The following is a 24577-nucleotide window of genomic DNA, read 5'->3' on the forward strand; positions in this document are numbered from 1 at the left end:
GGCTGGCCGTCGCTTGTCGTGTAGTGCGAACGTTTTTTCCATCCTAGGGAAAACAGAGCCTGTTTGGATGATCCGATGCCTTTCGGGTCGAGTAAGGTCGCCCAGGCATGGGCCTGGGCAGACAGCGACACATGAAGTGTCGTGGCACCGACTTTCGTTGTCGGGCCGAGGGTTCTGTGCAGAAGGAGAAGTTGAATGCCTTACCAACCGAATGACCTCCTGAGCCGTCATTTTGAAGAAAGCGGCCACGACCTCATCAGCAAGGTCGAAGAACAGCTCAAGCTGATTTCACCCAACAGCCCGAACATCCCGATCTACCGCGACATGATCCTGACCGTGCTGCGCATGGCCCAGGAAGATCACAATCGCTGGAATGCCAAAATCACCCTGCAAGCCCTGCGCGAACTGGAACAGGCTTTCCGCGTGCTCGAACAATTCAAAGGGCGGCGCAAGGTCACTGTTTTCGGCTCGGCCCGTACCCCCGTGGAACATCCGCTCTACAGCATGGCCCGGGAACTCGGCGCCGCTCTGACGCGCTCGGACATGATGGTGATCACTGGCGCCGGTGGCGGCATCATGGCCGCCGCCCATGAAGGCGCCGGCCTGACACACAGCCTGGGCTTCAACATCACCCTGCCCTTCGAGCAGCATGCCAACCCCACTGTCGACGGCACGACCAACCTGCTGCCCTTCCACTTCTTCTTCACCCGCAAGCTGTTCTTCGTCAAGGAAGCCGATGCCCTGGTGCTGTGCCCGGGTGGCTTCGGTACGCTGGATGAGGCACTGGAAGTGCTGACGTTGATCCAGACCGGCAAGAGTCCATTGGTGCCCGTGGTGCTGCTCGACGCGCCGGGCGGCAAATTCTGGCAAGGCGCACTGGACTTCATCCACCAGCAACTGGAGGAAAACCAGTACATCCTGCCCACTGACATGAAGCTGGTGAAACTGGTCTACAACGTCGAAGAAGCGGTAGAGCACATCAATCAGTTCTACAGCAACTTCCAGTCCAGTCGCTGGCTCAAGCATCAGTTCCTGATTCGCATGAATCACACACTGAGCGACCACGCACTCGAATACATGCAGGAGGCTTTCGCCGACCTGTGCCTGAGCGATCATTTCCATCAACACGCTTACAGTAGTGAGGAACATGACGAAGCCGAGTTCAGCCATCTGGCTCGGCTGGTCTTCAACTTCAACGCCCGCAATCATGGTCGTCTGCGCGAGCTTGTGGACTACATCAACCTGCCGGAAAACTGGGCACAATCAAAACCCCAGGTACAACAACGCACCCGGGAGCCGTCAAAGGTTTCGTGAGGCATAAAAAACGGCCCGCTATCGAAATAGCGGGCCGTTTCAGTTCAATCGTCCATCCCTCGACCGCTGAACAGGCGATTGATCATTTCCATGGAGTATCCCCGATACGCCAGGAACCTGCCTTGCTTGGCTCGCTCCCGGACGTCCGTCGGCAATTGCCCGGAGAACTTGCGCCGCCAGGTATCGGCCAGTTGCTCGCGCCAATCGATACCGCTTTCACGCAGGGCGAGTTCAATATCGGTGCGCTGCAGACCGCGCTGGCTCAACTCCTCACGAATGCGTAAAGGGCCATAACCGGAACGGGCGCGGTAGGAAACGAAACTTTCGAGATAACGGGTTTCGGACAACAACCCCTCTTCCGTCAACCGGTCGAGTGCTGTTTCGATCATTTCGGGAATGGCGCCGCGCTGACGCAGTTTACGCGTCAGCTCGACACGACCGTGCTCGCGCCGTGCGAGCAGGTCCATTGCGGTTCGCCGCACCGCGACGAGTGTATCGAGTACGGCGGTCATCGCTTCGATCAGATATCAGCGTCAGCCAGGTCGTCTTCGGTCTCTTTGACCACAGAAGCTTTGGCATCCGCAACCGATGCAGGCGACAGCAGCTTGTCACGCAGTTGCTTCTCGAGCTTTGCCGCGACTTCCGGGTTGTCTGCCAGGAACTTGGCCGAGTTGGCCTTGCCCTGACCGATCTTGGTGCCTTCATAGGCATACCAGGCGCCGGACTTCTCAACGAAACCGTGCAGAACACCCAGGTCGATCATCTCACCGTTGAGGTAGATGCCCTTGCCGTAAAGAATCTGGAACTCGGCCTGACGGAACGGCGAAGCCACTTTGTTCTTCACAACCTTGACGCGGGTTTCGCTACCGACGACTTCATCACCTTCTTTCACCGCGCCCGTACGACGGATGTCCAGACGAACCGAAGCGTAGAACTTCAATGCGTTACCACCGGTGGTGGTTTCCGGGCTACCGAACATCACGCCGATTTTCATACGGATCTGGTTGATGAAGATCACCAGGCAGTTGGCGTTCTTGATGTTACCGGTGATTTTACGCAGCGCCTGGGACATCAGACGGGCTTGCAGGCCCACGTGCATGTCACCCATTTCGCCTTCGATTTCAGCCTTTGGCACCAGGGCGGCCACGGAGTCGACGATGATCACGTCAACCGCGTTGGAACGCACCAGCATGTCGGTGATTTCCAGGGCCTGCTCGCCGGTGTCCGGCTGGGAAACCAGCAGGTCGTCGACGTTGACGCCCAGCTTGCCGGCGTACTCAGGGTCGAGGGCGTGTTCGGCGTCGACGAATGCGCAGGTCGCGCCGGCTTTTTGAGCCTGGGCGATCACGGACAAGGTCAGCGTGGTTTTACCGGAAGATTCAGGACCGTAGATTTCAACAATACGGCCTTTTGGCAGGCCGCCGATGCCGAGAGCGATGTCCAGACCCAGAGAGCCAGTGGAGATGGCCGGGATCGCCTGACGGTCCTGATCGCCCATACGCATTACGGCACCCTTGCCGAATTGACGTTCGATCTGACCCAGGGCCGCAGCCAAGGCTTTCTTCTTGTTGTCGTCCATTAAAGTCCTCACGTAATCAATAAGGCCTGACGGCCAACACCTGTATAAGTAGCCAGTATTATTCCACAGCGATTCCGGATCGCCTACCCCTGATTTGAGATTTCTGCCGCGGCATACCGCAGCAGCCCCTCTAGCGCGGCCCTCACCGTTTGTCGGCGGACGTCGTCGCGATTACCCGGGAAGTGCTGCCGCTCACAGAACACCTGGTCTCCAACGCCCCAGGCCAGCCAGACCGTGCCAACCGGCTTGTTCGCCGTTCCACCATCCGGACCGGCGATGCCACTGACCGCCACGGAGAAATACGCGCTATTTTTCTTCTGCGCCCCCCGGACCATGGCCTCGACCACCTCGCGACTGACCGCGCCCACGGTGGTGAACAACTCCACCGGGACATCCAGTTGCAGGGTTTTCTGCCGGTTGGAGTAGGTGACATAACCGGCCTCGAACCAGGCCGAACTCCCGGGGATACGGGTGATTGCCTCGGCGATGCCTCCGCCGGTGCAGGACTCCGCCGTGGTGACGTGGGCATTGAGAACCTGCAGGCGTCTGCCAAGTTCGGCGGCGAGCTGGGTGATTTCGTTCACGGTCATCTCCTGATCGGGCGGGATGAGGTTAACCGTACACGAGCAGACCGCACTTGCAAGCGACGGGACCGATCAAAATGTAAAGAACCAGAGGCTCTGGAAAAGGCCTGTCGGGGAATCAATCTTCCACGTCACCGGACGGAGCATGACCGATACCCATGCGCTTGGCCGCCCAACGCTCATACAGCCCTAAAACCACGTCTGTCCCGGCCATCGCCGCTAAACAACCACCCGCACAGGCAGCCCAAATGGAGACATTGGCGGCGTGTAGCAGCATGATGACCGAGGCGCCGCAGATCATGCTGGAGCCAGACCGCAGGCTCAGACGCCGGACAAGGGGCCAGCCACGAACACCCTCTTTATCGGCACGCCACATCTCACCGGTAACGCCACCGAGTATTGGCAGGATGATGACCAGCCAAAGCGGCATGTCCAGCAACGCATATTGCTCAGCGGTCATTTCATGCCTCCTTGAGTGAACGGTCACGCCGCGCTCTTGAATAGATAGGCGACAAGACTATGCATTTATGCATATCGAGTCAATGCATTAACGCATTAAAAAGAAGACGATCCAATGCTTTCAGCACACGAAAAAAACCCGCTCGGGAAGCGGGTTTTATCTGAACGGATGGGTGTTAGCGGGCGTACATACCCCACCAGAAGACATGTCCGAGGATAACAATTGGCTCCTCCTGGATTTCCTGAAAGGTGTAATCTTCGTCCGGATGCTCGTCGCGGTTGAAGCTGCGCAAGCGAATCCCGGACGGCAGGCGATACAGCTGCTTCACCCGCAATTGGCCGTTGTGATTGATTGCATAAAGATCGCCGTCAACGATATCGCCAATGCCACACTTGCCGGCATTGACCCCGACCGTGGCGCCGTCGCGCAGTACCGGCAACATGCTGTTACCCCGCACTGTCACACATTTGGCTTGGTCGAACTGCACACCGTTATGGCGCAGGCTTCGTTTTCCGAAACGCAGGCTAGAGCGCTCGCTTTCTTCGATAACGAATCTTCCTGATCCTGCGGCCAATTCAACCTCGCGAAGAAAGGGAACCGACACCTCGTCGTCATCGACAGGGGTATCGTCGTCCCACAGACTTATATCCTTGAGTTCCAAATGCACTGGAGCACGCCCGGCATTAGCGGCAGGCGCGACGTCCTCGCGGCCACGCAATTGGTCGGTGCTCACGGAGAAATACTCGGCGATCTTCGAAATATGTTTGTCCGAAGGGTCGACGATCTTCCCGCTGAGAATACGCGAGAGCGTGGATTGAGGCACGCCGGTACGACGGTGAAGCTCCGTAGGGGAGATCCCGTGCTGATCGAGCAATGCTCTTAATACAGTTGATACGTTGCGTTTTTGCATAACGCGCATAGTGCTTGCTCTTCTCGAAGAAGACAATGCCGATTTGCATAATCGATGCATAACATGATTTTTACATCGTAAAAGATGTCATCCGGCCGTGGCGCCTGCGTCGGGCAGACCGCCCATGGTAACCTTGCGCCCATCGCGGAAAAGCCCGGCCATTGCCCCGCTTTTACCCCACCTCTTTCAACGAGCTTCCTGACAATCCGATGAATAAAGCCGTCTCCGACCTGTCCTCCCACACCCCGATGATGCAGCAGTACTGGCGCCTGAAAAACCAGCACCCGGACCAGCTGATGTTCTACCGCATGGGCGACTTCTACGAGATCTTCTATGAAGACGCGAAGAAGGCCGCCAAGTTGCTGGACATCACCCTGACCGCCCGCGGGCAGTCGGCTGGCCAAGCGATTCCGATGTGCGGGATTCCTTACCACGCCGCCGAGGGTTACCTGGCAAAACTGGTGAAGCTTGGCGAGTCGGTGGTGATCTGCGAGCAGGTCGGCGACCCGGCCACCAGCAAAGGGCCGGTGGAGCGGCAGGTCGTGCGCATCATCACGCCGGGGACGGTGAGTGACGAGGCGCTGCTCGACGAGCGTCGGGACAACCTGATCGCCGCCGTCCTGGGCGATGAGCGCCTGTTCGGCCTGGCGGTGCTGGACATCACCAGCGGCAACTTCAGCGTGCTGGAAATCAAGGGTTGGGAAAACCTGCTGGCGGAACTGGAGCGGGTCAACCCGGTGGAACTGCTGATCCCGGATGACTGGCCCAAGGACTTGCCGGCGGAAAAACGCCGCGGTGTGCGTCGCCGTGCACCGTGGGATTTCGAGCGCGATTCGGCGCTCAAAAGCCTGTGCCAGCAATTCTCGACCCAGGATCTCAAGGGCTTTGGCTGCGAAAACCTGACCCTGGCGATCGGCGCCGCCGGTTGCCTGCTGGCCTACGCCAAGGAAACCCAGCGTACTGCCCTGCCTCATTTGCGCAGCCTGCGTCATGAGCGCCTGGACGACACCGTGGTGCTCGATGGCGCCAGCCGTCGTAACCTGGAGCTCGACACCAACCTGGCCGGCGGCCGCGACAACACCCTGCAATCGGTGGTGGACCGCTGCCAGACCGCCATGGGCAGCCGCCTGCTGACCCGCTGGCTGAATCGCCCGTTGCGCGATTTGACGGTGCTGTTGGCGCGTCAGACCTCGATCACTTGCCTGCTCGACGGTTACCGCTTCGAAAGACTGCAACCGCAGCTCAAGGAAATCGGTGACATCGAGCGGATTCTTGCGCGGATCGGCCTGCGCAATGCCCGCCCGCGCGACCTCGCCCGTTTGCGTGACGCCCTCGGCGCACTGCCCGAACTGCAAGTGGCAATGACGGAGCTCGAAGCCCCGCACCTCCAGCAACTCGCCACCATCACCAGCACCTACCCGGAACTGGCGGCATTGCTGGAAAAAGCCATCATCGACAATCCGCCCGCAGTCATTCGTGACGGCGGCGTGCTGAAAACCGGCTACGACAGCGAACTCGACGAACTGCAGTCGCTGAGCGAAAACGCCGGGCAATTCCTGATCGACCTCGAAGCACGGGAAAAGGCCCGCACCGGCCTGTCGCACCTGAAGGTCGGTTACAACCGCATCCACGGCTACTTCATCGAGCTGCCAAGCAAGCAGGCGGAATCGGCACCGGCCGACTACATTCGCCGCCAGACGCTCAAAGGCGCCGAGCGTTTCATTACGCCGGAACTCAAGGCGTTCGAAGACAAGGCACTGTCAGCCAAGAGCCGTGCCCTGGCCCGCGAGAAGATGCTGTACGAAGCGCTGCTCGAAGACCTGATCAGCCAGCTGCCACCGCTACAGGACACCGCCGGCGCCCTGGCCGAGCTGGACGTATTGAGCAACCTGGCCGAACGCGCGCTGAACCTCGACCTGAACTGCCCACGCTTCGTCAGTGAACCGTGCATGCGCATCACCCAGGGTCGCCACCCGGTGGTCGAACAAGTGCTGACCACGCCGTTCGTGGCCAACGACCTGAGCCTGGACGACAACACCCGCATGCTGGTGATCACCGGTCCGAACATGGGCGGTAAATCCACCTACATGCGTCAGACCGCCTTGATCGTGCTCCTGGCGCACATCGGCAGCTTCGTGCCGGCAGCCAGTTGCGAATTGTCGCTGGTCGACCGCATCTTCACCCGGATCGGCTCCAGCGATGACCTGGCCGGCGGGCGTTCGACCTTCATGGTGGAAATGAGCGAAACCGCGAACATCCTGCACAACGCCACCGAGCGCAGCCTGGTGCTGATGGACGAAGTCGGGCGCGGCACCAGCACCTTCGACGGTCTGTCCCTGGCATGGGCGGCGGCCGAGCGCCTGGCGCATCTGCGTGCCTACACGCTGTTCGCCACCCACTACTTTGAACTGACCGTCCTGCCGGAAGCCCAGCCGCTGGTGGCCAACGTGCACCTCAATGCCACCGAGCACAATGAACGCATCGTGTTCCTGCACCACGTGCTGCCCGGGCCGGCCAGCCAAAGTTATGGCCTGGCCGTTGCGCAACTGGCGGGCGTACCGAGTGAAGTCATCACCCGTGCTCGCGAGCATTTGAGCCGCCTGGAAGACACCGCCCTGCCCCATGAAACACCGGCACCGGCCAAAGGCAAACCGGCCGCACCGCTGCAAAGCGACCTGTTTGCCAGCCTGCCGCACCCGGTGCTGGATGACCTGGCCAAACTCGATCTGGACGACATGACGCCACGTCGTGCTCTCGAAATGCTCTATACACTAAAGACACGGATCTAACGCAGCGGCTTGCAAGCTGTTAGAATCTCGCGCGGTTTGGGATGCTGCTGGCTAATAGCCTGGCCAGCAGACTATCGCTCCCGAACCTGGCGACCCCTACGAGAAGGGGCGCAGCAAGCCGCGCCTGAGGAGAAAATTAGAAATGACCTTCGTCGTCACCGACAACTGCATCAAGTGCAAGTACACCGACTGCGTAGAAGTCTGTCCGGTGGACTGCTTTTACGAAGGCCCGAATTTCCTGGTGATTCACCCGGATGAGTGCATCGATTGCGCGCTGTGCGAACCTGAATGCCCTGCCGTGGCTATCTTCTCCGAAGATGAGGTTCCGGCCGGCATGGAAAACTTCATCGAGCTGAACGCTGAGTTGGCCGATATCTGGCCAAACATCACCGAGAAGAAAGATTCGATGCCTGATGCAGAAGACTTTGATCGCATCATCAACAAATCTGTAGGCAGCAAGCTCAAAGACCTCGAACGCTGATTACCCCCGCGTTCGCGAAAAAGGCCCCACAAGGGCCTTTTTGCTTTTCTGCAGGCAAAAAAAGGGGCGGTTTGACCCGCCCACATTTTTTCCCTATTCCCTGTGTTCCTTTTCATCGTCCTGATGAATCGCGTCCTGCGATGTCCATTTCCCTCATCCTTGAAGGACGTGTCTGTCCATCGACACAACCTGAATACTAGACCTTTCCCCGCCTGGATCAATCGCCCTTTGGCGCGAAATCCAGCTGTCACACGTCATTAATAATAAAAAATAGCTATATAAATCAAAAAGATAGAGACAATCAGCGTTCAACATGGACGACTGCCAGAGTGTAAAAATAACGAACACTTACGCAAGAGTAAGCCAAGGCTTACAGCACGAAACCAAAATCCCGAGGGGATTCGGTCTTCTGGCCAGGCAATAAAAAACCCCGAGCCAGTCGGGGTTTTTCATGCCATCGCAGTGAGTGCCTTACTGGAACAGCGACTCACTCGACAGACCATTTTTTTCCAGGATCTCGCGCAGCCGCTTCAAGCCTTCCACCTGAATCTGTCTGACCCGTTCCCGGGTCAGGCCGATTTCCAGGCCTACGTCTTCAAGGGTGCTGCTTTCATGACCACGCAGGCCGAAGCGGCGTACAACCACTTCGCGTTGCTTGTCGGTCAGTTCCGAGAGCCATTGATCGATGCTCTGGGACAGGTCGTCGTCCTGCAACAATTCGCATGGATCGGTTGGACGGTCGTCAGTCAGGGTATCGAGCAGGGTTTTATCCGAATCCGGCCCCAGCGAGACGTCGACCGAAGAAACCCGCTCGTTAAGGCCGAGCATACGCTTGACCTCTCCCACCGGTTTTTCCAGCAGGTTGGCAATTTCTTCGGGTGAGGGTTCATGGTCGAGTTTTTGCGTCAGTTCCCGCGCGGCCCGCAGGTACACGTTCAGCTCTTTGACCACATGGATCGGCAGCCGGATGGTCCGGGTCTGATTCATGATTGCGCGTTCGATGGTCTGGCGAATCCACCAGGTCGCGTAGGTCGAGAAGCGGAAACCGCGTTCCGGATCGAACTTCTCCACCGCCCGGATCAAGCCGAGGTTGCCCTCTTCGATCAGGTCCAGCAGCGACAGCCCACGATTGACGTAGCGTCGGGCGATTTTCACCACCAGCCGCAGGTTACTTTCAATCATGCGTTTGCGCCCGGCCGGATCGCCACTTTGCGACAGGCGCGCAAAATGAACTTCTTCTTCGGGCGACAGCAGGGGAGAGAAACCAATTTCATTGAGATACAGCTGCGTGGCATCAAGTGCCCGCGTGTAGTCAATGTACTTGTGTTGTTTCAACGATGCGGAGTGTTTGGATTTGGCACGAACGGAAGGTGGAGCCGCCCCTTCATCATTCGACATCGAATCCGTATCGATGCCGCTCTCCATCAGGAGAACCTCATCGTCGATGTCAAACTCCGGCACTTCTTTACTGAGAGCCATTGTTATAGTCCTTTGGTGAGTTCGACCTCAAGCTCAAGCGGCGCCTTCATCCCTGGCAACGCTGGAGCCTGTCCCCTCTACGCGACGGAACAGGCTGGTAAGCGATCAACGACGTGGCAGGAATTGCAGCGGATCTACAGGTTTACCCTGGCGGCGAATTTCAAAATGCAGTTTCACCCGGTCTGTACCCGTTGACCCCATTTCGGCAATTGTCTGTCCGACCTTGACCTGCTGCCCCTCCCGAACCAACAGCCTGCGGTTATGTCCGTAGGCACTGACGTAAGTTTCGCTGTGTTTGATGATCACTAATTCGCCGTAGCCCCTTAAGCCACTCCCGGCGTACACCACCGTCCCATCAGACGCAGCTAAAACAGGCTGTCCCAAATCTCCGGCGATATCAATTCCTTTATTCAAACTACCGTTTGAAGAGAATTTCCCGATCAGAATGCCATTAGATGGCCATCCCCAGCCCGTCGGGGCTGGCCCGGGAGGAGGCAACGGAGCGGGTGCTGGCTTGTTGGCGACGGACGGTAAAACCGTCGTTGTGCTGGTGGTCGCACCGTTTACCGGACGACGGATGACCGTGGTTTTACTCGACGACGAAGGTGTTGAACTGGACGAACTGACCACCGCCGTCGACGTTGAATCGGTACGACCATCAAAGCGAATCGTCTGACCCGGATGGATGGTGTAAGGCGCAGGAATGTTGTTACGTGCAGCCAGGGCCTTGTAGTCCCAGCCGTAACGGAAGGCGATGGAGAACAGGGTGTCCTTGGGCCGAACGACGTATTGTCCGGTGGTTACGGCCGGGCGCTGGGCCGCGGCATTGTTGCGGTCCAGGACGCGAACATCGCTGGATTTGTTGCTTGAACAACCGACCAGCAAGGTGCTCAAGACAAGGCCAGTCACCAGGCGCTGAAAGCTCGTTTTACTCATACGCTGCGCAATGACTGTGAGACTCACCCGCCGCTCCCTCTGTGGTGGCTGAAATGTGAAATACCGGAGTCCGGCATGAACTGTCGCAAGTATAACGGGCCGTGCACGCTTTACCTTTAATGTGGCGAATCGGTGTCGCGCACACGTTTGCTACCGGACGATGAATCCCGTTCAACCGAACGACGCCGCTGTAAGACAAAGGCAATCGAAGAGAATTCAGCGTGCCGAAACAAATGCTCAGGCCAGTGGCCCATTGAGCAATGGCACGAAGCGTACAGCCCCCAGAACATGCCTGGAAAAACCCTGCTCCTCGCGGATGATCAGCATCAATTGCTGGACTTCGCCGGACCCGACCGGGATCACCATTCGCCCTCCCGGTGCCAACTGATCAAGCAATGCCTGGGGCACATCGGTCGCCACCGCGGTGACGATAATCCCGTTGTACGGCGCCAGTGCCGGCCAGCCCTCCCAGCCATCGCCCCAGCGAAACACCACGTTGCGCAGGTTCAGTTCCACCAGGCGTTCCTTTGCCCGATCCTGCAGAACCTTGATGCGCTCGACCGAGAACACACGCTCGACCAGTTGCGACAGCACCGCCGTCTGATAACCCGACCCGGTGCCGATCTCCAGCACCTTGTCGAGGGGACCGGCCTCCAGCAGCAACTCGCTCATGCGCGCCACCATATATGGCTGGGAGATGGTCTGGTTATTACCAATCGGCAGCGCGGTGTCTTCATAGGCACGGTGCGCCAGCGCTTCGTCGACGAACAGGTGACGCGGGGTCCGGCGAATGACCTCCAGCACCCTGGCATTGGAGATGCCTTCTTCGTACAGGCGCTGGATGAGTCGCTCCCGGGTTCGCTGGGAGGTCATGCCGATGCCGCGACGCAGCATATCGTCTTGTTCGCGACCCATCAGCGCAGTCCCTCCAGCCAGCCGTCCAGACTTCTGAAGGCATCATTGAACGTGCGATCCAGTTGCAGCGGCGTGATCGAAACATAACCCTGCATCACCGCATGGAAATCGGTACCCGGACCACCGTCCTCGGCATCCCCGGCAGCCGCGATCCAGTAACCGGACTTGCCCCGCGGATCCACCACTTTCATCGGTGCCGCGGCGCGGGCGCGATGGCCCAGGCGGGTCAACTGGATACCGCGGATACGGTCCAGCGGCAAATTGGGAATGTTCACGTTCAGTACCGTACGCGGTGGCAGATCCAGGTCAGCGTGGGCTTCGACCAGTTTGCGCGCGAAATAGGCAGCTGTGGGAAGGTTATCTACCTGGCGTGAGACCAACGAAAAGGCAAACGAAGGGTGTTTCAGGAAACGCCCCTCAAGTGCTGCCGCCACCGTACCGGAATACAGCACATCGTCCCCCAGGTTCGCGCCCAGGTTGATCCCGGAAACCACCATGTCCGGTTCCCGTTCCAGCAGGCCGTTGAGGCCCAGGTGCACACAATCGGTTGGCGTGCCGTTGAGGCTGATAAAGCCGTTGGCCAGGGTTTGCGGGTGCAACGGACGGTCCAGCGTCAGCGAACTGCTGGCGCCGCTTTTGTCCTGGTCCGGGGCGATAACCACGCATTCGGTGTAATCTGCCAGCGCAGCATAAAGCGCGGCGAGACCGGGTGCGGTTACTCCATCGTCGTTAGAAATCAGAATACGCATGGGCTGTCCGTCTGCCCCACCGGCACCAGATCAACAAGCTCACGCACCAATACGGTGGCGAAGCATCCGGCCGGCAGGATGAATTCCAGTTGCAGAATGTCAGGCTCGGGATAATGCCACGTCAGCCCGCCAATGGGCAGCCGCAGGATGCGACGTTCGTGGCTCATACCGGCGTTGATCAACCAGTCACGCAAATCCGCTTCGCGTGCGGCGATGGCCTGCTCCAGTTCATGGACAACGCCCGTGGCCGGCGAGTCACCTTCGCCCCACTGCGGACCGGTCGGGTGCAGATCGAGAATCGCCAGGCGCGGGTCGCTGCACTCGGCCTCACCCGCCGGAAAGAAGCTGCGGCTATCGGTGAACGCCAGCAGGTCACCGACCTGGGCGCGCTGCCAGGTGCCATCAGCAACACGCGCAGCCAACACCTGGTTGAACAGAAAACTGCGGGCGGTCGAGAGCAGACGCGAACGCACATTGCGCTGCTCCGGCAAGGCCTTGCGTGCGGCCCAGGCACGGGCGTCGACCACGTTGCCGCCGTCATGCCCGAAGCGCTGTGCGCCGAAATAATTGGGGATGCCGTGTTTGACGATCAGTTGCAGGCGCTCTTCGATAGCGGCCTTGTCGCCAGCGAACTGGGTGAGGCGCAAGGTGAAGCCGTTGGCCGAGTGGGCACCGCGTTGCAGCTTGCGCTTGTGCCGACTGGTCTTGAGGATTTTCAGCGTGTCGTTTTCTGCCGCGGACAAATCCGGGTCGGCCTTGCCCGGCAGTTGTACGCTGAACCACTGGCGCGTCAGCGCCTGACGATCCTTGAGCCCGGCATAGCTGACGGTGCGCAGTGGCACGCCGGCAGCTTTAGCGATCCGCCGTGCCGCCTCCTCAGTATTCAGACCGCGCTTCTCCACCCAGATCCACAGGTGCTCGCCGTCGCCGCTCAGGGGAATATCAAGGACTTCATCGACCTGGAAATCTTCCGCGATCGCCTTCAATACCGCCGTGCCAAGGGCTTCGCCATAGGCACGCGGGCCGAGCAATTGCAGTTCGTTCATGCGCGCAGCAACAAGGCAACGGAGTGCACGGCAATGCCTTCTTCGCGACCGACAAAGCCGAGCTTTTCGGTGGTGGTAGCTTTCACGTTCACTTGATCCAACTCTACTTGAAGATCCGCGGCAATCAGCGCGCGCATCGATTCGATATGCGGGGCCATTTTCGGCGCCTGGGCGACGATGGTGTTATCGACGTTGCCGACTTTCCAGCCTTTGGCATGGACCAGTGCGACGACGTGACGCAACAGCGCACGGCTGTCGGCGCCCTTGAATTGCGGGTCGGTATCCGGGAAATGCTTGCCGATGTCTCCCAGCGCCGCGGCGCCGAGCAAGGCATCGCTCAAGGCGTGCAAGAGGACGTCACCGTCAGAGTGAGCGAGCAGCCCGAAGCTGTGTGCAATGCGCACGCCGCCCAGGGTAATGAAATCGCCTTCAGCGAAACGGTGCACATCATAGCCGTGGCCAATACGCATAAAAAAACGCCCCGATTTTTGTCAGGGCGTGATTCTACCTGCATTAGGCACCTAGAGCATGCGCGTGATGCCGCAAGTGGTCGTCAATGAAACTGGCGATGAAGAAATAGCTGTGATCGTAGCCCGGTTGCAGACGCAACGTCAGCGGATGACCGGCCAGTTTGGCCGCCTGTTGCAAGGCTTCCGGCTTGAGCTGGTTGGTGAGGAAATCGTCGCGATCGCCTTGGTCGACCAACAGCGGCAGCTTTTCATCGGCCTCGGTAATCAACGCGCAGGCATCCCATTCGCGCCATTTCGAACGGTCTTCTCCCAGATAGCGGGAGAAGGCTTTCTGCCCCCACGGGCAATCCATCGGGTTGTTGATTGGCGAGAACGCCGACACCGACAGATAACGCCCCGGATTACGCAAAGCGCATACCAGCGCACCGTGGCCGCCCATGGAATGACCGCTGATACCGCGCTTGTCCGACGCCGGGAAATGGGCTTCGACCAATGTCGGCAATTCCTGCACGACATAGTCATGCATCCGATAGTGTCGCGACCACGGTTCCTGAGTGGCATTCAGGTAAAACCCGGCGCCGAGGCCGAAGTCCCAGGCGCCATCCGGATCGCCCGGCACATCAGGACCGCGAGGGCTGGTGTCCGGTGCGACGATGATCAGCCCCAGCTCGGCGGCCATGCGCATGGCGCCGGCCTTTTGCATGAAGTTCTCGTCGGTGCAGGTCAGGCCGGACAACCAGTACAACACCGGCAGCTTGCCACCCTGCTCCGCCTGCGGTGGCAGGTAGACGGCGAACACCATGTCACAGCCGAGCACTTCCGAGCGATGGCGATAGCGTTTGTGCCAGCCGCCGAAGCTTTTCTGGCAGGAGATATTTTCCAGGCTCATGGCAGACCTCAGAAATGGATGACGGAACGGATGCTTTTTCCTTCATGCATCAGGTCAAACGCCTTGTTGATATCTTCCAGGCCCATGGTGTGGGTGATGAAGGTATCGAGCGGGATTTCGCCGGTCTGGGCCATTTCGACGTAACTTGGCAACTCGGTACGCCCGCGCACACCACCGAACGCCGAACCGCGCCAGACGCGGCCGGTGACCAACTGGAACGGACGGGTGGAGATTTCCTGACCGGCGCCGGCCACACCGATGATCACCGACTCCCCCCAACCTTTGTGGCAGCACTCAAGTGCCGCACGCATCAATTGGACATTGCCGATGCATTCGAAGGAAAAGTCGACGCCGCCATCGGTCATATCGACGATCACTTCCTGGATCGGACGATCGAAGTCTTTCGGGTTCACACAGTCGGTGGCGCCCAATTGCCTGGCGATTTCGAACTTGGCCGGGTTGATGTCGATGGCGATGATCCGGCCAGCCTTGGCTTTGACCGCGCCGATCACCGCCGACAGACCGATGCCGCCCAGGCCGAAGATGGCAACGGTGTCACCCGGTTTGACCTTGGCGGTGTTGATTACCGCGCCGATGCCGGTGGTGACACCGCAGCCCAGCAGGCAGACTTTTTCCAGTGGTGCCTCTTTCTGGATTTTGGCGACGGAAATTTCCGGCAGCACGGTGTACTCGGAAAACGTCGAGGTGCCCATGTAATGGAAAATCGTTTCGCCCTTGTAGGAAAAACGCGAAGTGCCATCCGGCATCAGGCCCTTACCCTGGGTTGCACGAATCGCCTGACAGAGGTTGGTTTTGCCCGACAGACAGAATTTGCACTTGCCACATTCCGGGGTGTACAGCGGGATCACATGGTCACCGACGGCAACCGAGGTCACGCCCTCGCCGATCGCTTCGACCACCGCGCCACCTTCGTGACCCAGGATCGACGGGAAGATACCTTCCGGATCCGCGCCCGAGAGGGTGTAGGCATCGGTATGGCAGACACCGGAGGCGACCACGCGCAGCAGGACTTCACCAGCCTTGGGCATGGCGACATCGACTTCAACGATCTCGAGGGGTTTCTTGGCCTCGAAGGCAACGGCGGCGCGCGACTTGATCATGATGACTCTCCAGTGAATAAAAACGAGACAAGGAGTGTAATACATGGCTCAACGATGAATAATCGATGCAAATGCAAAATATTATTGCCATACAGGGATAATCATCGATGTCCGAAAATCGCTGGGAAGGGATCGACGAGTTTGTCGCCGTTGCCGAATGCAGCCAGTTCACCGCTGCTGCGCAACGCCTGGGGGTTTCTTCCTCCCATATCAGTCGACAAATCGTACGCCTCGAAGAACGCCTGCAAACCCGCCTGCTCTACCGCAGTACCCGCCGGGTCACGCTGACCGAGGCCGGGCAAACCTTCCTGCAACATTGCCAGCGTTTGCAAGACGGTCGCGAAGAAGCGTTGCGTGCCGTCGGCGATCTGACCAGCGAACCCAAAGGTATGCTGCGCATGACCTGTGCCGTGGCTTACGGCGAACGATTCATCGTGCCGCTGGTGACTCGCTTCATGGGGCTGTATCCACAGCTGCGAGTCGATATCGAACTGAGTAACCGCCCCCTCGATCTGGTGCATGAAGGGCTGGACCTGGCAATCCGGCTCGGCCGTCTACAGGACTCAAGATTGGTCGCTACCCGCCTGGCACCACGGCGCATGTACCTGTGCGCCTCGCCGTCCTACCTGGAGCGGTATGGGCGCCCACACAGTTTGTCGGAACTGAGTCGCCATAACTGCCTCATCGGAAGCTCGGACATCTGGCAACTGGAACAGAACGGGCGGGAATTTTCCCAGCGAGTGCAGGGAAACTGGCGCTGTAACAGTGGGCAGGCGGTGCTGGACGCGGCGCTGCAAGGGGTTGGGTTGTGTCAGTTGCCGGATTACTACGTGCTGGAGCACCTGAAAAACGGCGAACTGATTACGCTGCTGGAAGCGCATCAGCCACCAAACACAGCGGTCTGGGCGCTTTATCCGCAGCAGCGGCATCTGTCGCCAAAGGTGCGCAAGTTGGTGGATTACTTGAAGGAAGGGTTGGCCAAACGGCCAGAGTACCGGGCTTGAGATCAAAAGATCGTCCGAAGCCTCGGGCCGCGTTCGGACGATCTTTTAACGGCGATTAGCCCAGCGCTGCCGCAACCACTCAAGGTCTTCGGGGCGAGTGACTTTAATGTTATCGGACCGACCTTCAATCAAACGTGGCGCCATCCCTGCCCACTCCATCGCCGACGCCTCGTCAGTGATCACGGCATCCGCCACCAGACTGTCCGCTAGGGCCCGATGCAGCGCTCCGAGACGAAACATCTGCGGCGTATAAGCCTGCCAGATGACACTGCGATCCACCGTCTCCAGCACACGGCCATCCTTGTCGACCCGTTTGAGCGTGTCCCGCGCAGGCACCGCCAACAGACCACCCACCGGATCGTCGGCCAGCTCACCGAGCAATTTATCGAGATCATCACGCGCCAGATTCGGCCGCGCAGCATCGTGAACCAACACCCAATCCTCATCATCAGCGCCCTGGGCATGCAGATGCAGCAACGCATTGAGCACCGACCCGGAGCGCTCGGCGCCACCGTCAACCCGCTGAATACGCGGATCACTGGCACACGCAAGGTTCGGCCAATAAGGATCATCAACAGCAAGACTGACCACCAAACCTTTGAGGCATGGATGATCGAGGAAACAGCCAAGGCTGTGTTCGAGAATAGTGCGCCCGCCCAGTTGCAGGTACTGCTTGGGACGGTCCGCGGCCATACGGGCACCGACGCCCGCGGCAGGAATCACGGCCCAGAAGGCCGGTAACGAATTAATCATTGGGCCAACTGGTAAAGGGTTTCACCGTCCTTGACCATGCCCAACTCATGGCGAGCCCGCTCTTCGACGGTCTCCATGCCCTTTTTCAACTCACTGACTTCGGCGTCCATCACCCGATTGCGTTCCAGCAATGCCTGGTTCTCAGCCTGCTGATCCGCAATCTGCTGAGTCAACTCGGCCACTTGCGCCAGACTGCCGTTTCCCACCCACAGGCGGTACTGCAGGCCAGCCAGCAACAAAAGCAGGATGAGGAACAACCAATTGGGACTGCGCATCGAATATCAGGTATCCAGTGAAAAAAGACAGCCATGCCAAAACGTGAAGCTTCTGATAGCACGAAGCCTGGAAGAACCAGGCTTGTGCATATAAGGCATCAGATTAGTGGCAAAAACGTCGCTGTAGCGATTTTTTCGACACAATCCGGTGTCTTTTTACCAGTTACCGCTTAACCGCGGAACTCGCTGCGACCGTTGTACTTGGCTTTGCCGTTCAACTGCTCTTCGATACGCAGCAGTTGGTTGTACTTGGAAACGCGGTCGGAACGGCACAGGGAGCCGGTCTTGATCTGGCCAGCCGAGGTGCCCACGGCCAGGTCGGCAATGGTCGAATCTTCGGTTTCGCCGGAGCGGTGCGAGATCACGGCAGTGTAACCAGCAGCCTTGGCCATCTGGATGGCTTCCAGGGTTTCGGTCAGGGTGCCGATCTGGTTGAACTTGATCAGGATCGAGTTGGCGATCTTTTTGTCGATGCCTTCTTTCAGGATCTTGGTGTTGGTTACGAACAGGTCGTCGCCTACCAGTTGGGTCTTCTCGCCGATCTTGTCGGTGAGGATCTTCCAGCCAGCCCAGTCGGACTCGTCCAGGCCATCTTCGATGGAGATGATCGGGTAACGCTCGGTCAGGCCTTTGAGGTAGTCAGCGAAACCTTCGGCGGTGAACACCTGGCCTTCGCCGGACAGGTTGTACTTGCCGTCTTCGTAGAATTCGCTGGCCGCGCAGTCCAGGGCCAAGGTCACGTCGGTGCCCAGCTTGTAACCGGCGTTGGCCACGGCTTCGGAGATCACTTTCAAAGCGTCTTCGTTGGAAGCCAGGTTCGGCGCGAAACCACCTTCGTCACCGACGGCAGTGCTCAGGCCACGGGCCTTCAGCACGGCTTTGAGATGGTGGAAAATCTCGGTGCCCATGCGCAGACCTTCCGAGAAAGACTTGGCACCAACCGGCTGAACCATGAATTCCTGGATGTCGACGTTGTTATCGGCGTGCTCGCCACCGTTGATGATGTTCATCATCGGAACCGGCATCGAGTAAACACCCGGGGTGCCGTTCAGGTTGGCGATGTGAGCGTACAGCGGCAGGTCCTGGTCCTGTGCTGCTGCCTTGGCCGCGGCCAGGGAAACGGCGAGGATCGCGTTGGCGCCCAGGGAGCCTTTGTTTTCAGTACCGTCGAGCTTGATCATTGCCAGATCCAGCGCTTTCTGGTCGCTTGGGTCCATGCCTTTCAACAGGTCGCGGATTGGACCGTTGATGTTGGCTACGGCCTTCAGAACACCCTTGCCCAGGTAACGGCTCTTGTCGCCATCACGCAGCTCGAGCGCTTCACGCGAGCCAGTGGAAGCACCGGACGGCGCGCAGGCACTGCCGATGATGCCGTTGTCGAGAAGCACGTCCGCTTCCACGGTGGGATTGCCACGGGAGTCGAGAACTTCACGACCTTTGATGTCGACGATTTTAGCCATTGTTGTAAACACTCCAAAGTTGACGAAAACGACGCAGCTGTAGGAAATCTTTGATCGTCGGCAAGTGAGGTGCAGCGGGCAGTCTTGCAGACGACAAGGCTCAGGCCCGAGGGCCTGAGCGTTAAATCGTGCGGTACTTTACCGGAGAATTGAGGATTACGCGGTTTCTACCGTCGGAAAACTCTTCACCAGTTCGTCCAAAGCTTTGAGCTGGGCCAGGAATGGCTCCAGTTTGTCCAGGCGCAAGGCGCAAGGACCGTCGCATTTGGCGTTGTCCGGATCCGGGTGAGCTTCGAGGAACAAGCCAGCCAGGGTCTGGCTCATGCCGGCTTTTGCCAGATCGAGGACCTGGGCGCGACGACCACCGGCGGAATCGGAGCGACCACCAGGCATTTGCAGCGCGTGGGTCACGTCGAAAAACACCGGGTATTCGAACTGCTTCATGATGCCGAAGCCGAGCATGTCGACGACCAGGTTGTTGTAGCCGAAGCTCGAACCGCGCTCGCAGAGGATCAACTGATCGTTACCCGCTTCCACGCACTTGTTCAGGATGTGCTTCATTTCCTGAGGGGCGAGGAACTGGGCTTTCTTGATGTTGATCACTGCGCCCGTTTTGGCCATCGCGACCACGAGGTCGGTCTGGCGCGACAGGAAGGCCGGCAACTGGATGATGTCGCAGACTTCAGCGACGACCGCGGCCTGATCAGGCTCGTGGACGTCGGTGATGATCGGCACGCCGAAAGCTTGCTTGATGTCCTGGAAGATGCGCATGCCTTCTTCCAGGCCAGGACCACGATAGGAGGTCACAGAAGACCGGTTGGCCTTGTCGAAACTGGCCTTGAACACGTAAGGGATACCGAGCTTTTCGGTGACCTTCACATACTCTTCGCAAACCTGCATGGCCATGTCACGGCTTTCCAGCACGTTCATGCCGCCGAACAGCACCATGGGCTTGTCGTTGGCAATCTCGATGTCGCCGACGCGGATGATCTTCTGTGCCATCGGGGTTACGCCTTCTTCTGGTGTTGAGTCAACGCTGCCTTGACGAAACCGCTGAACAGCGGATGACCGTCACGCGGCGTCGAGGTGAACTCAGGGTGGAACTGGCAAGCGACGAACCATGGGTGATCCGGCGCTTCAACCACTTCAACCAGTGCGCCATCACCGGAACGACCGGAGATTTTCAAACCGGCCTCCATGATTTGCGGGAGCAGGTTGTTGTTCACTTCGTAGCGATGACGATGACGCTCGACGATCACGTCCTTGCCGTAGCAGCCGTGGACCAGGGAGCCCGGCTCCAGCAGGCAATCCTGCGCGCCCAGGCGCATGGTGCCGCCCAGATCGGAGGTTTCGGTACGGGTTTCAACCGCGCCGGTGGCATCTTCCCACTCGGTGATCAGACCCACGACCGGGTGACCGCTTGCACGATCGAACTCAGTGGAGTTGGCGTCTTTCCAGCCCATCACGTTGCGGGCGAACTCGATAACGGCCACTTGCATGCCCAGGCAGATGCCCAGGTACGGAACCTTGTTTTCGCGAGCGTATTGAACGGCAGTGATCTTGCCTTCAACGCCACGCAGACCGAAGCCGCCAGGCACCAGGATCGCGTCGACGCCTTCCAGCAGCGCGGTGCCCTGGTTTTCGATGTCTTCAGAATCGATGTAGCGCAGGTTGACCTTGGTACGGTTGCTGATGCCGGCGTGACTCATCGCTTCGATCAGCGACTTGTAGGCATCCAGCAGCTCCATGTACTTGCCGACCATGGCGATGGTGACTTCGTGCTCAGGGTTGAGCTTGGCGTCGACCACGGCTTCCCACTCGGACAGATCGGCACCGCCGCATTGCAGGCCGAAACGCTCGACGACGAAATCGTCCAGGCCCTGGGAGTGCAGGATGCCCGGGATTTTGTAGATGGTATCGGCGTCTTCCAGGCCGATCACCGCACGCTCTTCAACGTTGGTGAACTGCGCGATCTTGCGACGCGAGGAAATATCGATCGGGTGGTCGGAGCGGCAGACCAGCACGTCTGGTTGCAGGCCGATGGAACGCAGTTCCTTCACCGAGTGCTGGGTTGGCTTGGTTTTGGTTTCGCCGGCAGTGGCGATGTACGGCACCAGTGTCAGGTGCATCAGCATCGCGCGCTTGGCGCCGACTTCGAAACGCAGTTGGCGGATCGCCTCGAGGAACGGTTGCGACTCGATGTCACCCACGGTGCCACCGATCTCGACCATTGCCACGTCAGCGTCGCCAGCACCCTTGATGATGCGGCGCTTGATTTCGTCGGTGATGTGCGGGATCACCTGAATGGTTGCACCCAGGTAGTCACCACGGCGCTCTTTGCGCAGGACGTGTTCGTAGACACGGCCGGTGGTGAAGTTGTTGTTCTGGGTCATGGTCGTGCGGATGAACCGCTCGTAGTGGCCCAGGTCCAGGTCGGTCTCGGCGCCGTCGTGAGTGACGAACACTTCACCGTGCTGGAACGGGCTCATGGTGCCCGGGTCGACGTTGATGTACGGGTCCAGCTTCAGCATGGTGACCTTAAGTCCCCGCGCCTCCAGGATGGCCGCCAATGATGCCGATGCAATGCCTTTCCCCAATGAAGAAACAACACCGCCCGTGACGAATATGTAGCGCGTCATGAAAAACCCTAGAAGTCTGCGTTAAAGCGGTCCGAGCCGCCGGGGAAAGCGAAGGAAGGCCGAAGCCCCCGATCACCTGCATTAATCACAGTGCACCTTTCAAAAAAACCGCCGCGTTGGGACAGACCGGAAAATGAAACACCGGTTCGTTGCTCGCTACACATTTTTTGGAATCGCCCAGCAAAGACTGCTTGGTAATCGGCAACTCCTGCAATTCAGGCGAATCCACAGAAGTTGTATCAAGAAGGGAGCGTAGTCTACCGGAAAGCCCCTTTCATCTCAAACCCAGATCCTCGCCTGGTGGCTGCCAATGCAAATTCCAGCCTCCGCTTGCACTACCGTCGAGTCCTTTAAGGTTCGCCACTGCCAGCAATTGGTCGCCTTTGTAGAGCAGCGGCAATCTGCCACGTACGAAGGACGGTACAGCGCTTTCATTGAGCAAACGTTTCAGGTCCCGATGGCCGCGGCCTGGCAAAGCCATGACCTCTCCCCCTTCACGATAGCGGATATGCAGCAGGCCATCGGGGATTTGCCCGGTGAGCGAAAGCACGCCATTGCCCGGGATAGCCAGTGGTGACGCCGGATCCTGCCACGCCCCGGCGACGGGTAGAGGCCGCAGCCAATGGCCGGACAGCCACCAGATCCGCCCGCCCGCCCGATGCAACTCGCCATCGGCCAGCCGCCACTCTGGACAGGCATCGCTGGTGGCGTCGCGCAAATCCTCCCAACCCGACCAATGGTCGGTGTCCGGCAGGCGGGTCAGCGGTTCGAGCCAACGACTCAAGGCATTGCGCTGCCGGGCACCAGACAGTCGCGCAAGCGGCGCCAGCTCAAGGGATCGCAATCCCAGCCAGTCGAACTCACTGACAGAGCTGGCTTCACGCAAATCCATGTCTGCCAGTTCTTCGAGCAACCCCTGCGCCTCACTCAAATGCGCCGCGCTGCGGGCCATGGTCGCCACCGCTTGTGGCCAGCGCTGGATCAGCACGGGCAAGACTTGATGGCGAAGGTAGTTGCGCGAGTACTGCCGATCTTCGTTTGAAGGATCTTCGATCCAGCTCAACCCATACTCGTTGGCATAGGCCTCCAGTTCAGCCCGCGTGACGTCGAGCAATGGCCGCAGCAAATACCCCCTACCCAATGGGCGTTGACGCGGCATACCCGATAGTCCGCGCACACCGGCCCCACGCAGCAATCGGAACAACAGGGTTTCCGCCTGATCGTCGCGGTGCTGGGCAGTCAGCAGCACCTCGTTAGCCTGAACGGTTTCAGTGAAGGCGCGATACCGCGCATCCCGGGCTGCACGCTCAAGGCTGGCACCCGGTTGCACCTGCACGCGAACCACTTGCAGCGGCACGCCCAGTGCAGCGCACACAGCACGACAATGTTCCGGCCACGCATCGGCCACGACTTGAAGGCCGTGATGAACGTGGATGGCACTCAGCGCCGGCAGGGATTCGGTTTTTGCGAGGTGTGCAAGGAGGTGCAGCAGGACGGTGGAGTCCAGGCCGCCGGAGAAGGCGATGTGCCAGATCGCAGCATGGCGCGACGATTTCAGATTCAGCAACAGCCTGGAAGGCAAATCAATCGCGGGCCGATCCATATCTTTCCCTTTGCACAAATCAAATGTGGGAGCGAGCTTGCTCGCGATAGCGGCCTAACACTCAACATATTCGTCGACTGTTATACCCTCATCGCGAGCAAGCTCGCTCCCACAGTGTTTTGCATCATTGGCCGAAGCGAGGTCAGATCAGAGACCGTAGCTCATCAGACGCTCATAACGACGGGTCAGCAGCGCGTCGTTATCGAACTTCTTCAGCATCGCCAGTTGCGAGCTCAACTCGGCGCGGATCGATGCGGCTGCGGCGGCCGGGTCACGGTGCGCGCCGCCCAGTGGCTCGCCAATCACCTTGTCCACGATGCCCAGGCCCTTGAGGCGCTCGGCGGTGATGCCCATCGCTTCTGCGGCATCCGGCGCTTTCTCGGCGGTTTTCCACAGAATCGAAGCGCAACCTTCCGGCGAAATAACCGCGTAGGTCGAGTATTGCAGCATGTTCAACTGGTCGCAGACACCGATCGCCAGTGCACCACCGGAACCACCCTCACCGATCACGGTGGCGATGATTGGAGTTTTCAGGCGGGCCATGACACGCAGGTTCCAGGCAATCGCTTCGCTCTGGTTGCGCTCTTCAGCGTCGATGCCAGGGTAAGCGCCCGGGGTGTCGATGAAGGTCAGAATCGGCATTTTGAAACGTTCGGCCATTTCCATCAGGCGGCAAGCCTTGCGGTAGCCTTCCGGACGCGGCATGCCGAAGTTGCGGCGAACTTTCTCGCGCACTTCACGGCCTTTCTGGTGACCGATGACCATCACCGGCTTGTCGTCCAGACGGGCAATACCACCAACGATCGCAGCGTCGTCGGAGAAGTGACGGTCACCGTGCAGTTCGTCGAACTCGGTGAAGATGTGTTCGATGTAGTCCAGGGTATACGGACGTTTCGGGTGACGCGCCAGACGTGCGATCTGCCAGCTGGTCAGCTTGCCGAAAATGTCTTCGGTCAGCGTTTTGCTCTTGTCCTGCAGGCGGGAGATCTCATCGCCGATATTCAGCGAATTGTCATTACCGACCAAGCGCAACTCTTCGATCTTGGCTTGCAGGTCGGCGATCGGCTGTTCGAAATCTAGAAAATTCGGGTTCATAGGCGTCCGTCTTGGGTCGAGTCCCA

The 24577-nt window shown here is 59.0% G+C and carries 24 protein-coding genes; 4 read left to right on the plus strand and 20 right to left on the minus strand.

The genetic code is table 11. The annotated features are described in order from the left end of the window. The first annotated feature begins 195 nt into the window (after positions 1-195). Positions 196-1314 (plus strand): LOG family protein, encoded by a 1119-nt coding sequence (locus tag AC1D1M_RS23490; RefSeq protein WP_477777447.1) that lies wholly within the window; start codon positions 196-198, stop codon positions 1312-1314. A gap of 44 nt (positions 1315-1358) precedes the next feature. Here the strand turns inward: AC1D1M_RS23490 and recX are convergent, their stop codons facing one another. The 5 genes from recX to AC1D1M_RS23515 all read right to left on the minus strand — a co-directional run bounded on the left by recX (position 1359) and on the right by AC1D1M_RS23515 (position 4847). Continuing rightward, positions 1359-1826, minus strand: coding sequence for a recombination regulator RecX (recX, locus tag AC1D1M_RS23495; protein WP_477777448.1), 468 nt, complete (start codon positions 1824-1826; stop codon positions 1359-1361). A gap of 8 nt (positions 1827-1834) precedes the next feature. Then, positions 1835-2893, minus strand: a complete 1059-nt coding sequence (gene recA / locus AC1D1M_RS23500) for a recombinase RecA (RefSeq protein WP_477777449.1) — start codon at positions 2891-2893, stop codon at positions 1835-1837. A gap of 83 nt (positions 2894-2976) precedes the next feature. Continuing rightward, positions 2977-3477 carry a CinA family protein gene (locus AC1D1M_RS23505; RefSeq protein WP_046041286.1) on the minus strand — a complete coding sequence of 167 codons (501 nt, stop codon included), beginning with the start codon at positions 3475-3477 and terminating at the stop codon, positions 2977-2979. 118 nt (positions 3478-3595) lie between these two features. Beyond that, complete coding sequence (locus AC1D1M_RS23510; protein ID WP_477777450.1) at positions 3596-3937, minus strand: phage holin family protein; 342 nt, start codon at positions 3935-3937, stop codon at positions 3596-3598. A gap of 175 nt (positions 3938-4112) precedes the next feature. After that, complete coding sequence (locus AC1D1M_RS23515; RefSeq protein ID WP_477777485.1) at positions 4113-4847, minus strand: LexA family transcriptional regulator; 735 nt, start codon at positions 4845-4847, stop codon at positions 4113-4115. A 209-nt stretch (positions 4848-5056) separates the two neighbouring features. Between AC1D1M_RS23515 and mutS the strand changes: the two genes are divergently transcribed. Both mutS and fdxA read left to right on the plus strand, forming a co-directional pair. Continuing rightward, on the plus strand, positions 5057-7636 hold the full coding sequence (mutS, locus tag AC1D1M_RS23520; protein WP_477777451.1) for a DNA mismatch repair protein MutS: 2580 nt from the start codon (positions 5057-5059) through the stop codon (positions 7634-7636). 142 nt (positions 7637-7778) lie between these two features. Beyond that, positions 7779-8117: a ferredoxin FdxA gene (gene fdxA / locus AC1D1M_RS23525; RefSeq protein WP_477777452.1), complete on the plus strand. Its 339-nt coding sequence runs from the start codon at positions 7779-7781 to the stop codon at positions 8115-8117. A 471-nt stretch (positions 8118-8588) separates the two neighbouring features. Here the strand turns inward: fdxA and rpoS are convergent, their stop codons facing one another. The 8 genes from rpoS to AC1D1M_RS23565 form a co-directional block, all read right to left on the minus strand. Next, a complete protein-coding gene (gene rpoS / locus AC1D1M_RS23530) occupies positions 8589-9596 on the minus strand; it encodes an RNA polymerase sigma factor RpoS (protein WP_007970728.1) in 1008 nt (335 codons plus the stop codon). Positions 9597-9701: 105 nt separating this feature from the next. After that, positions 9702-10559 (minus strand): peptidoglycan DD-metalloendopeptidase family protein, encoded by an 858-nt coding sequence (locus tag AC1D1M_RS23535; RefSeq protein ID WP_477777453.1) that lies wholly within the window; start codon positions 10557-10559, stop codon positions 9702-9704. Between the two features lie 210 nt (positions 10560-10769). Continuing rightward, positions 10770-11405 carry a protein-L-isoaspartate(D-aspartate) O-methyltransferase gene (locus AC1D1M_RS23540; protein ID WP_177323574.1) on the minus strand — a complete coding sequence of 212 codons (636 nt, stop codon included), beginning with the start codon at positions 11403-11405 and terminating at the stop codon, positions 10770-10772. A 41-nt stretch (positions 11406-11446) separates the two neighbouring features. Then, positions 11447-12196 (minus strand): 5'/3'-nucleotidase SurE, encoded by a 750-nt coding sequence (gene surE / locus AC1D1M_RS23545; protein WP_477777454.1) that lies wholly within the window; start codon positions 12194-12196, stop codon positions 11447-11449. Continuing rightward, positions 12184-13242: a tRNA pseudouridine(13) synthase TruD gene (truD, locus tag AC1D1M_RS23550; protein ID WP_477777455.1), complete on the minus strand. Its 1059-nt coding sequence runs from the start codon at positions 13240-13242 to the stop codon at positions 12184-12186. The genes surE and truD overlap by 13 nt, the downstream gene beginning before the upstream one ends. Then, a complete protein-coding gene (ispF, locus tag AC1D1M_RS23555) occupies positions 13239-13712 on the minus strand; it encodes a 2-C-methyl-D-erythritol 2,4-cyclodiphosphate synthase (protein WP_007970721.1) in 474 nt (157 codons plus the stop codon). The genes truD and ispF overlap by 4 nt, the downstream gene beginning before the upstream one ends. A 43-nt stretch (positions 13713-13755) precedes the next feature. Beyond that, positions 13756-14601 carry an S-formylglutathione hydrolase gene (gene fghA, locus AC1D1M_RS23560; RefSeq protein WP_477777456.1) on the minus strand — a complete coding sequence of 282 codons (846 nt, stop codon included), beginning with the start codon at positions 14599-14601 and terminating at the stop codon, positions 13756-13758. A gap of 8 nt (positions 14602-14609) precedes the next feature. After that, positions 14610-15722 carry an S-(hydroxymethyl)glutathione dehydrogenase/class III alcohol dehydrogenase gene (locus AC1D1M_RS23565; RefSeq protein ID WP_305423193.1) on the minus strand — a complete coding sequence of 371 codons (1113 nt, stop codon included), beginning with the start codon at positions 15720-15722 and terminating at the stop codon, positions 14610-14612. A 107-nt stretch (positions 15723-15829) separates the two neighbouring features. Here AC1D1M_RS23565 and AC1D1M_RS23570 point away from each other — a divergent pair, with 107 nt between their 5' ends. Continuing rightward, positions 15830-16726 (plus strand): LysR substrate-binding domain-containing protein, encoded by an 897-nt coding sequence (locus AC1D1M_RS23570; RefSeq protein ID WP_477777457.1) that lies wholly within the window; start codon positions 15830-15832, stop codon positions 16724-16726. Positions 16727-16771: 45 nt separating this feature from the next. On the opposite strand, the gene ispD is transcribed toward AC1D1M_RS23570, so the two are convergent. The 7 genes from ispD to AC1D1M_RS23605 all read right to left on the minus strand — a co-directional run bounded on the left by ispD (position 16772) and on the right by AC1D1M_RS23605 (position 24551). Next, positions 16772-17479, minus strand: coding sequence for a 2-C-methyl-D-erythritol 4-phosphate cytidylyltransferase (gene ispD, locus AC1D1M_RS23575; RefSeq protein ID WP_477777458.1), 708 nt, complete (start codon positions 17477-17479; stop codon positions 16772-16774). After that, a complete protein-coding gene (gene ftsB / locus AC1D1M_RS23580; RefSeq protein ID WP_007970710.1) occupies positions 17476-17754 on the minus strand; it encodes a cell division protein FtsB in 279 nt (92 codons plus the stop codon). The genes ispD and ftsB overlap by 4 nt, the downstream gene beginning before the upstream one ends. Positions 17755-17924: 170 nt before the next feature. Then, positions 17925-19214, minus strand: a complete 1290-nt coding sequence (eno, locus tag AC1D1M_RS23585) for a phosphopyruvate hydratase (protein WP_056720952.1) — start codon at positions 19212-19214, stop codon at positions 17925-17927. 156 nt (positions 19215-19370) lie between these two features. Further along, a complete protein-coding gene (kdsA, locus tag AC1D1M_RS23590; RefSeq protein WP_477777459.1) occupies positions 19371-20216 on the minus strand; it encodes a 3-deoxy-8-phosphooctulonate synthase in 846 nt (281 codons plus the stop codon). Positions 20217-20221: 5 nt separating this feature from the next. Beyond that, positions 20222-21853 (minus strand): CTP synthase, encoded by a 1632-nt coding sequence (locus AC1D1M_RS23595; RefSeq protein WP_095943886.1) that lies wholly within the window; start codon positions 21851-21853, stop codon positions 20222-20224. Between the two features lie 274 nt (positions 21854-22127). Further along, positions 22128-23456 carry a tRNA lysidine(34) synthetase TilS gene (tilS, locus tag AC1D1M_RS23600; RefSeq protein WP_477777460.1) on the minus strand — a complete coding sequence of 443 codons (1329 nt, stop codon included), beginning with the start codon at positions 23454-23456 and terminating at the stop codon, positions 22128-22130. Positions 23457-23603: 147 nt separating this feature from the next. Then, positions 23604-24551 (minus strand): acetyl-CoA carboxylase carboxyltransferase subunit alpha, encoded by a 948-nt coding sequence (locus tag AC1D1M_RS23605; RefSeq protein ID WP_477777461.1) that lies wholly within the window; start codon positions 24549-24551, stop codon positions 23604-23606. Positions 24552-24577: the final 26 nt, after the last annotated feature.

This window comes from Pseudomonas sp. P1_F7 (assembly GCF_056405655.1).